Annotated in this window: 8 protein-coding genes; 7 read left to right on the top strand and 1 reads right to left on the bottom strand. The window is 73.4% G+C overall.

What is annotated here, in order from left to right:
• From AB0399_RS39595 to AB0399_RS39570, 6 genes are all read left to right on the top strand, one after another.
• Positions 1–955 (top strand): dihydrolipoamide acetyltransferase family protein (locus AB0399_RS39595; protein ID WP_366414581.1); only part of this gene is annotated, 955 nt, incomplete at its 5' end.
• Between the two features lie 303 nt (positions 956–1258).
• Complete coding sequence (locus AB0399_RS39590; RefSeq protein ID WP_366414580.1) at positions 1259–2620, top strand: PLP-dependent aminotransferase family protein; 1362 nt, start codon at positions 1259–1261, stop codon at positions 2618–2620.
• A gap of 110 nt (positions 2621–2730) precedes the next feature.
• Positions 2731–2988, top strand: a complete 258-nt coding sequence (locus AB0399_RS39585; protein ID WP_329361911.1) for a hypothetical protein — start codon at positions 2731–2733, stop codon at positions 2986–2988.
• Between the two features lie 71 nt (positions 2989–3059).
• Complete coding sequence (locus tag AB0399_RS39580; RefSeq protein WP_366414579.1) at positions 3060–4436, top strand: class I adenylate-forming enzyme family protein; 1377 nt, start codon at positions 3060–3062, stop codon at positions 4434–4436.
• 83 nt (positions 4437–4519) lie between these two features.
• Complete coding sequence (locus AB0399_RS39575; protein ID WP_329361906.1) at positions 4520–4759, top strand: acyl carrier protein; 240 nt, start codon at positions 4520–4522, stop codon at positions 4757–4759.
• Positions 4759–6006, top strand: coding sequence for a beta-ketoacyl-[acyl-carrier-protein] synthase family protein (locus AB0399_RS39570; protein ID WP_366414578.1), 1248 nt, complete (start codon positions 4759–4761; stop codon positions 6004–6006). Before AB0399_RS39575 ends, AB0399_RS39570 begins: the two co-directional genes overlap by 1 nt.
• A 28-nt stretch (positions 6007–6034) precedes the next feature.
• On the opposite strand, the gene AB0399_RS39565 is transcribed toward AB0399_RS39570, so the two are convergent.
• A complete protein-coding gene (locus AB0399_RS39565; protein WP_329361902.1) occupies positions 6035–7252 on the bottom strand; it encodes an aminotransferase class V-fold PLP-dependent enzyme in 1218 nt (405 codons plus the stop codon).
• A gap of 291 nt (positions 7253–7543) precedes the next feature.
• On the opposite strand from AB0399_RS39565, the gene AB0399_RS39560 reads away from it, so the two are divergent.
• Positions 7544–9666, top strand: a 2123-nt coding sequence (locus AB0399_RS39560; RefSeq protein ID WP_366414577.1) for an AMP-binding protein, incomplete at its 3' end; no start/stop codon positions are given.

The raw sequence follows: 9666 nt of genomic DNA, 5'->3' as shown, positions 1-9666 counted from the left end.
GGACGCTGTACCCGTGCAGGGCGCGGGTACGGGTGCGCGGGGTCCGGCCGCGGCGGCCGGGCCGGCCCCGGTGGTGTCGCCGCTGGTGCGGCGGCTGGCGAGGCAAAGCGGCCTCGATCTGCGGCAGTTGGCCGGGAGCGGGTACCAGGGGCTGATCCTGCGGTCGGACGTGGAGCGGGCGATCGCACAGGGGACGGCGCGGGCCCCCGACCCGCGGCCCGCCTCGGGAGAGCCGGGCGCGCCCGTCCGTTCGGCTGAGGCGGAGGACGATGTGCGGGTGCCGCTCAAGGGCGTACGGGGTGCGGTCGCGGCGAAGATGGCCCGCAGCCGCCGGGAGATTCCCGAGGCGACCTGCTGGGTGGACGCGGACGCGACGGAGTTGATGGCGGCCCGCGCCGTGATGAACGAGGCGGGCGGGCCGAAGATCTCCGTGCTCGCGCTGCTCGCCCGCCTCTGCACGGCGGGGCTCGACCGGTTCCCCGAGCTGAACGCCAGGGTGGACACGGCGGCCCGGGAGATCGTGCGGCTGCCCGCCGTGCACCTCGGCTTCGCCGTACAGACCGACCGGGGCGCGGTCGTGCCGGTCGTGCGCGACGCGCACACCCGCAACGCCGAGTCGCTGACGCGGGAGTTCGCGCGCCTGACCGACCGGGCCCGGCGGGGGGCACTGGCGCCCGCCGAGGTGACCGGTGGCACCTTCACCCTCAACAACTACGGCGTCTTCGGCGTCGACGGGTCCACCCCGATCATCAACCACCCCGAGGCCGCCATGCTCGGCGTCGGCCGGATCGTGCCGAAATCGTGGGTGCACCAGGGCGAACTGGCGGTCCGCCAGGTCGTCCAGCTCTCCTTGACGTTCGACCACCGTGTCTGCGACGGCGGCGTGGCCGGCGGCTTCCTGCGCTACGTGGCCGACCGGGTCGAGCAGCCGGCGACAGCGCTGCGCACCCTCTGAGCGCACCCGCTGAGCGCACCGCTGAGGGCGCGCACCGAGCGCGGGCTCCGCCGTACGCGCGGAGCCCGCCGCGCCCGCGTCCGGCAGGCACCCCCACTCCGACGTCGACCGCACGCGGAGGGCCCGGGGCGTGTGCGCCGGGTCCGGCTCCCGCGGTCCGGGACGCCTGCCCGTCCCCGCCCGGCTCCCACGGGCGGACGACCCGGATGACCCGGATGACCCGGACGACACGATGACGTGGACGGCGTAACGGTGGAGATCGCCGATAGCCGCGACCCGCCGCTCGGCCGGAGAGTGGGCGGCATGGAGCTGTCAGATCTGCACGCGGCGGTGGGCGACCCGTCGCTGGACTCGGTCACCTTCCTGAACGAGGTGGCCGACCGCTACCCGGACGCCGTGTCCTTCGCGGCGGGCCGCCCCTCGGAGGACTTCTTCCGCGTCGGCGACCTGGACCGCTACCTGCGGCGGTACTGCGCGTTCCTGGCATCGGAACGGGGCTTCGACGAGCGCCGGATCGTCCGCACCCTGTTCCAGTACGGACGGACCAAGGGCATCACGGCCGACCTGGTCGCCCGCCACCTGGCGGTCGACGAGGGCATCACGGCCGACCCGGAGTCCGTCGTCGTCACCGTCGGCGCCCAGGAGGCGATGCTGCTGGTCCTGCGCGCGCTGCGCCGGGACGGGCGGGACGTGGCGCTCGCGGTGTCACCGACCTACGCGGGCTTCACCGGCGCCGCGCGGCTGGTCGACATGCCGGTGGTGCCGGTGGCGTCGGGAGAGCGCGGCATCGACCTCGACGACCTGCGGGAGCGGCTGCGCGCGACGCGCGGCGAAGGGCTGCGGCCGCGCTGCCTGTACCTGGTACCGGACTTCTCCAACCCGACCGGCCTCTCCCTCGACATCCCGACCCGGCGCCGGCTCCTCGACGTGGCGGCGCGCGAGGACCTGCTGCTCCTGGAGGACAACCCCTACGGCCACTTCACCGGGCGCGGCGACCGGCTGCCCACGCTCAAGGCGCTCGACGAGGAGGCCCGCGTCATCTACCTCGGATCGTTCGCGAAGACGGCGTCGCCCGGCGTGCGGGTCGGCTTCGCCGTGGCCGACCAGCGGGTGACCGTACGGGGGCGGACCACCGGGTACCTGGCCGACGAACTGGCGAAGATCAAGAGCATGGTGACGGTCAACACCTCCCCGATCAGCCAGGCCCTCGTCGCGGGGCAGCTGCTGGAACACGACTTCAGCCTCTACGCGGCCAACGCGGAAGCCAGAGCGTCCTACCGGCGCAACCTGGACCTCGTCTGCGACGGCCTGCGGCAGCGCTTCCCGGCCGGCCAGGCCGGAGAGGTCCGCTGGAACGTGCCGACCGGAGGGTTCTTCGTGGTGCTCTCCGTGCCGTTCCGCGCCGACGACGAGATGCTCGAACACTCGGCGCGCGCCCACCGGGTGCTGTGGACCCCGATGGGGCACTTCTACCCGGAGCCCGGCGCGGGCGACCACCAACTGCGGCTGTCGTGCAGCCTGCTGACCCCCGCGGAGATCGGGACCGGCCTCGACCGGCTGGCGGATCTGGTCGCCGAGCAGGCCCGGCCCGAGACCGTCGAGACCGCCGAGACCGCCGAGGTCGTCGAGACCGCCGAAGTCGTCAGGGCCGGACCGAGAGCCTGAGCCTGAGCGCACCCGACCGCGAGCGCACCCGACCGCGAGCGGTCCCCACGACCGACCTCCCATGAAGCCCACGGGCACGCGTCCGTGCCGCGGCGAGAGGAACCCCCACCGTGATCAGGAAGAGCGACCTTCAGAAGATCGTGACGGAAGCCCTGTCCATGCAGGCGTCCGGAGAGGTCGGCTACGACACCCCGCTCGCCATGGACTCCTTCTCGCTCGTCATGCTCCAGCACCTCCTGGAGGAACTCCACGGCATCGAACTCGAACCGGAGCCGGCCATCCTGCACGGATTCGCCTCGGTCCGGGAGATCCACCTCTACCTGGCCGAGAACTTCCCGGCCGACACCGAGGCACCCACGGCCGTGTGACCGAGGAGGCGCCCGCCGGACCCGTTCCGGCACCAACCGATCGGCAACCCGACGTCGAGGAGGAGTGAACCATGGCCACCCGAGCATGGTGGGGCGAGGAACTTCTGGACCGGGGGCCCGACAGCGCCCCGCTGGCCCGGCTCCGCGGGCGTCTCACCCGCGGCGGACTGCGCACCGGGGCACGGGAGTTGGCGGACCTCTTCCGCCGCCAGGGCATCGGCCCGGGGGCGTCCGTCGCCGTGTACGTGCCGCCCGGGTTCACCCTGATGCAGGCACTGGTCGGCCTGTGGTCCGTCGGCGCGCAGACCGTCCTGCTCGACGCGCGCACCCCCCTCGCCGAGCGGGAGCGGCTGGCCGCGCTGTGCGCGCCGCAGTTCCTGGTCGCCGCGGCGGGCCCGGGCGGCAGCGGCACCGGGCTCGTGGAGGAGAGCCCGCTCGTGGTCTCCGCCCGGCCCGGCGGCCGTCCCGCGGACGAGGACATCTGCCTGGTGCAGTTCAGTTCCGGGTCCACCGGCGTGCCCAAGGTGATCGGGCGCACCGGCCGCTCGCTGCGGGACGAACTCGTGCGCTACGCCTCCCTGGACGGCATGCCCGGCCAGGGCGAGCGCGTCCTCCTGCTGAACTCGCTCGTGCACACCGTGGGCCTCATCGGCGGGTTCCTGCACGCGCTCGGCTCGGGCGCGGAACTCGTGCTCCCGGCCGGCACCCGCATCGGCGCGGTCCTGGAGACCGCCCGGGCCGCCGACGTGCACGCCGTCTTCGGCATCCCCTTCCACTTCGACCTGCTCTCGCGCGCCTCCGGCCCGCCCCCGCGGTCGCTGCGGGTCACCCTGTCGGCCGGTGAACCGCTCCCCGAGGCCGTCTACGACCGCTTCCTGGCGAAGTACGGCGTGCCCGTCGGACAGATCTACGGCATGACCGAGACGGGCATGCTGACCGGTGACCTGACCGGGTCCAGGAACCGCGCGCCGTGGGTCGGTTACCCGGCCGGCGACACCGTGGAACTCAGGTCCGTCGACGCGGAACTGCAGGTACGGGTCGACCGCTCGCCGTACCTGCGCGGTGACGCCGACCGCTACGCGGACGGCTGGCTGCGGACCCACGACCGGTGCGCGCTGGACGAGGAGACCGGTGCGCTGGCGATCCTGGGGCGGCTGGACTCCGTCGCCACGGTGGGCGGGATGAAGGTCGATCTGGCCGAGATCGAAGGGGTGTTGCGGGGTCATCCGGCGATCCAGGAGGCGGTCGTCGTCCACTGCGGCGCGATCGAGGCGTACGTCGGCGGCGAGGGCCTTCCGCCGTCCGAGGAGCTGATCCGCTGGTGCCGGCTGAACCTCGGCCCCTTCAAGGTCCCGAAGGCCGTCTTCAGAGCGACGGCCCTGCCCCGCAACAGGAGCGGGAAGATCCTCCGGAACAGGGACCTGCTCAGGTCCCACCCGTGGGAGTGATCCGCCATCGGCACGGGACGGGTACGGGAGCACGCCCGCAGCCGGCCCGTGGGCAACGCGCCTCACACGTCAGGAGCGACGGTATGAATGCCACGGAAGAGCGGATGGCCGCGGTGCTGTCCACCAGGTTCAAGGTCGAGCGGGGAGCGATCAGCCCGGAATCGGCGTTCGGGGCGCTCAGGTTCGACTCCCTGACCCTCGTCGAGCTGGGACTCGCCCTGGAGGACGAGTTCGGGGTCCCCATCGAGGACGGCGAGTTGACCGTATCGATGACCCTGCGCGACGCCGCCGAACTCGTCGAGACACGGGAGGCCGCGCTCTGATGGGCGCTCCGACGGGCGGGGAGAAGGCGTCGTTCGGGGCGGCGATCACCGGGCTCGGCCTGGTGACGCCGGCCGGCATCGGGGTCAAGGAGAACTGGGACCGGGTCACCTCGGGCCGGTCGTGCGCGACGGCGGACGAGCCGCTGGGCGGCCTCCCGGCCGGTGTCACCTGCCGGGTCCCGGGTTTCGACGCCGACGCCCTCCTCGGGGGCTTCTCCGCGTGGGGGTTCGACCGGTTCGCGCAGCTGGCGATCGTCGCCTCCCGCCAGGCCCTGGCGGACGCGGGCTGGGACCCGGCGCGGTGGGACGGCACCCGGGTGGGCGTCGTGCTCGGCAACTCGCTCGGCGGGATGCAGTCCCTGGAACGCCAGCACACCGCACTGCTGGAGCGGGGACCCCGCAAGGTCTCCCCGCTCACGATCCCGATGTTCATGGTGAACATGGTCGCCGGCCACGTCGCGATCGACATCGGCGCGAAGGGACCCAGCGAGGTCAGCGCCGCCGCGTGCGCCGCGGGCGGCACCGCGGTGGGCACCGCACGCGCACTCCTGCGGTCGGGCGTCTGCGACGTGGTGGTGGCCGGCGGCACCGAGTCCGCGCTGACCCCCCTGGTACTGGCCGCGCTCGGCAAGATGGGCGCGCTGTCCGGGCGTACCGACGAACCCGGCCGCGCCTCCCGCCCGTTCGACGCGGGCCGGGACGGGTTCGTGGCCGCCGAGGGCGCGGGCGTCCTGGTCCTGGAGCGGACCGCGGACGCCCGGGCCCGGGGCGCGAGGGTGCACGCCGTGGTCCGCGGATACGGCAGCGCCTCGGACGCCCACCACCCCACGGCGCCCGACCCGAGCGGCCAGGGCATCGAGCGGGCACTGCGCGCCGCCCTGGCGGACGCCGGACTCGGGCCGTCCGACGTCGACCACGTCAACGCGCACGGCACGGCCACCGTGCTCAACGACGCGGCCGAGGGCCGGATGCTGCGCCGGGTGCTGGGCGACCGGCCCCTGGTCACGTCCACCAAAGGCGTCATCGGCCATACGCTCGGCGCGTGCGGCGCGATCGAGGCCGCCTACACCGCACTCGCCGTCGCCCACCACTGCGTGCCGCCCACCGCCAACCTCACGCGGCTCGACCCGGAAGTCGAGATCGACGTGGTGGGCGGAGCGCCCCGCAGCGCTCCGATCGACGTCGCCGTCAGCACCTCGATGGGGTTCGGCGGCCACAACGCGGCGCTCGTCCTGACGGCTTCCTGACCCGGCCCGCACCGGTGTCCCGCTCCCGTCAGCGGCGCGTGAAGTGCCCCACCGCGTCGAGGAGCAGGCCGACGTCCGCCGCGGAGTTGAACCAGTGGCAGGAGACCCTGATGCCGCCGACGCCGGCCGTGTACCGCACGCTCACCGCGACACCGGCCCCGCCCAGGTAGTGCATCAGGGCGGTGTCCGCCGTGCTCGTACCCAGGGTGAACGTGACGATGCCGGAGCGGTACCGCCGGCGGCGCGGCGTGACGACGACCATGCCCAGGCGGTCCAGCCCGGCGAGCAGACGGTCGGTGAGCGCCACGATGTGGTCGGCCATCACCGCGGGCCCGACCTCGATCACCAGGTCCAGCGCGGAGGCCAGCGCGATGCCGCCGGGGTAGTTCGCGGTGCCGCCGATCTCCCAGGCCCGGGCGTCGCCGGTGTACGTGAAGTCCTGGAACGGGCTGATGTCGGGACGCAGGAACGCCTTGCCCCAGGTGTCGGCGGGCGGCACGGCCGCGAAGAAACCGGACATCGGGCGGTTCAGGCGCTCACGGATCTCGGGCGCCAGATAGAGGAACCCGGTTCCGAAGGGGGAGTTGAGCCACTTGTGCCCGCTGCACACCAGCACGTCCACCGGTGTCGCCGACACGTCGAGCGGAAGCGCGCCGACGTGCTGGGCGGCGTCGACCACCAGCCAGATCCCCCGGCTGCGGCACATCTCGGACACGGCGGCCAGGTCCGCCCGGAACCCGTTCGTCCACTGCACCGAACTCAGCGCGAGAACCGCCACGTCGTCGTCGAGACAGGCCCGCAGCACGTCGACCGAGACCTCGCCCGCGGTGTGCGGGACCCGGCGCACGCCGATGCCGCCGCGCGCCAACTGCGACCAGGTGACGCCCATCTGGATGTATTCGAGGTCCGCGAGCGCCACGGCGTCCCCGGGCTTGAGCGGTAACGCCTGGGCGGCGATCGACAGACCGTGGGTGGCGCTCTCGACGAGCGCGATGTCCTGCGGCTGCGCGCCGATGAGGCGGGCCGCACGCGGCCGGGCCGCGTCCCGCGCCGTGTTCAGCTCGCCGTGGTGGGCCGTGCCCGAATCCGCCGGAATCCACTGGGTCCGCTCGGTGAAATGGGTGACGGCGTCCACCGCGCGCTGCGAGGCCACCCCGATGCACGCGGCGTCCAGATACGCGCGTTCCCTCGTCAACGGGAACTGCGTCGCGGCCATCTTCGACAGTTCATCCTGGATGGCCGTCATGTGCTGGTGCCCTTCTGTGAACCGTCCTGGTCCGCGGAGTTCGGCGGTTCCCGGCTCCAGAATCCAGAAAACCGCCGGTCGGAGCATCCGTGGTGTCCACAGTTACGTGCCCGCCGCCCCGCGATCCCCCCGCCACCGGCCGGCGTACCGCGCGGATCGGCCGCACGGCGGCCCGAACGACCCCCGGCGGTCGGGTGATCACGCCCGTAACGGCGGCGAACGCTGATACCGCGGGACCGACGCGGCACCGGAAGGTGGGAGGAACACCGTCGAGCGGTTGGGATGGATGGCGTGGACCGATCTGGTGAGGGGCTCCTCAAGCTGACCGCCGCCCAGGAGGGCATGTGGTTCGCGCAGCACCTGGCGCCGGGAAACCCGGCCTACCGATGCGCGGAGATCCTGGAGATCCACGCCCCGATCGACGTCGACCTGTTCCAGCGGGCCGCGGAACAACTCCACGAGGAGAACGAGTCGGGCCGGTTGCAGGTCACCCGGACCCCGGACGGCCTGCGGCAGTTCCCCGGCTCCGGTCAGCCGCCGCGGGTGAGGGACGTCAGCGACGAGCCCGACCCCTGGGGCGCCGTACGGGCCTGGACGCACACCGAACTGGCCCGCCGGGTCGACCTGGAGCGCGACCCGCACAGCACCACGGTCCTGTTCCGCGCCGCCCCCGACCACTTCTACTGGACGCAGGTGTTCCACCACGCGCTCCAGGACGGCCACGGCACCACGCTGACCGCGCGCCGGATGGCGGAGATCTACACCGCACTGGCCGAGGGCGGCTCCTCCGGCACGGGCCGGCCCCTGCCCCCGTACCGGCAACTGGTGGCGGCGGACGAGGCGTACCGGAGCTCCGAGCAGTACGCCCAGGACCGCGGGTTCTGGCGCGAGCGACTGGCCGACCTGCCCGCCCCCGTCACCCTCGCCGGCCGGTCCGCGCCCGCGTCCCCCGCGAACCTGCGGCACACCGTGGACCTCTCCGCCGACCGGTCCGCCCGCCTGCGGGGAGCGACCCGGCGTCTCGGGGTGCACTGGCCCGCGCTGGCGATCGCGGCCACCGCGGCCTACCTGCACCTGGCGACAGGTGCCAAGGACGTGGTCCTGGGCATGCCGGTCACCGGCCGCGTGGCGGAGGAGACCCGGTCGGTTCCCGGCATGATGGCGAACATCCTGCCGCTGCGCCTGACGGTGGACCCGGAGCGGAGCCTGCGCGCGTTCGTCCTGGAGACCCGGACAGCCGTCAGCGCCGCCCTGCGCCACCAGCGCTACCGGATGGAGCAGATGCGGCGGGACCGCGGCCTCACGCACGTGGACGAGCCCTTGTACGGCCCCCATGTGAACATCCAGCCGGCCGCGTCCGACATCACGTTCGCCGGCTGCCGGACCACCGCGCACAACGTCGCCAACGTTCCCGTCGAGGACCTGGCGTTCGTCGTGCACGACCGCAGGTCGGACGGCATGCACCTCCACGTGGACGCGAACCCCGCGCTGTACCGCGCCGACGAGGTCGCGCTGCACGCCGAGCGGTTCGCGCGGTTCCTGGACGACCTCGCCACGCTGGACCCGGACCGCCCGCTCGGCGACGTCGAGTTGCTGGGGGAGGCCGAGCGGCGTCGCGTGCTCGTGGAATGGAACGACACCGCGTGCGAGGCGCCGGTGGGCACGGTGCCGGGACTCTTCGCCGCCCAGGTGGCCCGCACCCCCGAGGCGGTGGCGGTGGCGTCCGGAGCGGAGCGGCTGTCGTATCGGGAACTGGACGAGCGGTCCGACCGGCTCGCGCGCGTGCTGGCCGACCACGAGGTGGGGCCGGAGTCACCGGTGGCGGTGCTGATGGAGCGTTCCGCCGAGCTGGTGGTCGCGTTGCTGGCGGTGCTGAAGGCGGGGGGCGCGTACGTGCCGCTGGACGCGCGGGCCCCGGCGGAGCGGCTGCGGCGGCTGCTCGCGGAGACCGGCGCCGGTGTGCTGCTGGTCGACGCCGCCGCCGGCGGGGGCGGCTTCCCGCGGGACGCGGCCGCCTCGGGTGTCCGCGTGGTCGAGGCCGGACCCGCTTCGACAGGTGACGGTTCGGCGCTGCCGGTCCGCTGCGTCCCGGACCAGTTGGCGTACATCATGTACACCTCCGGCTCCACCGGTGTGCCGAAGGGGATCGCCGTCACCCACCAGAATGTGGTGGATCTCGCGAGTGACGCGTGCTGGCGCCATGAGGAGCCGCTGCGGGTGCTGTTCCGGTCGCCCCACTCCTTCGACTCCTCGACGTACGAGTTGTGGGCGCCGCTGCTGGGTGGTGGCCAGGTGGTGGTGGCGCCGGAGGAGCGGTTTGACGCGGGGGTGTTGCGGTCGTTGATCGCGCGGTACGCGTTGACGCATGTGCATGTGACGGCGGGGCTGTTCCGGGTGGTGGCGGAGGAGGACCC

The organism is Streptomyces sp. NPDC088194 (assembly GCF_040702025.1).
Classification (GTDB): Bacteria; Actinomycetota; Actinomycetes; order Streptomycetales; family Streptomycetaceae; genus Actinacidiphila.
This window is presented reverse-complemented; position numbering and strand designations above follow the sequence as displayed.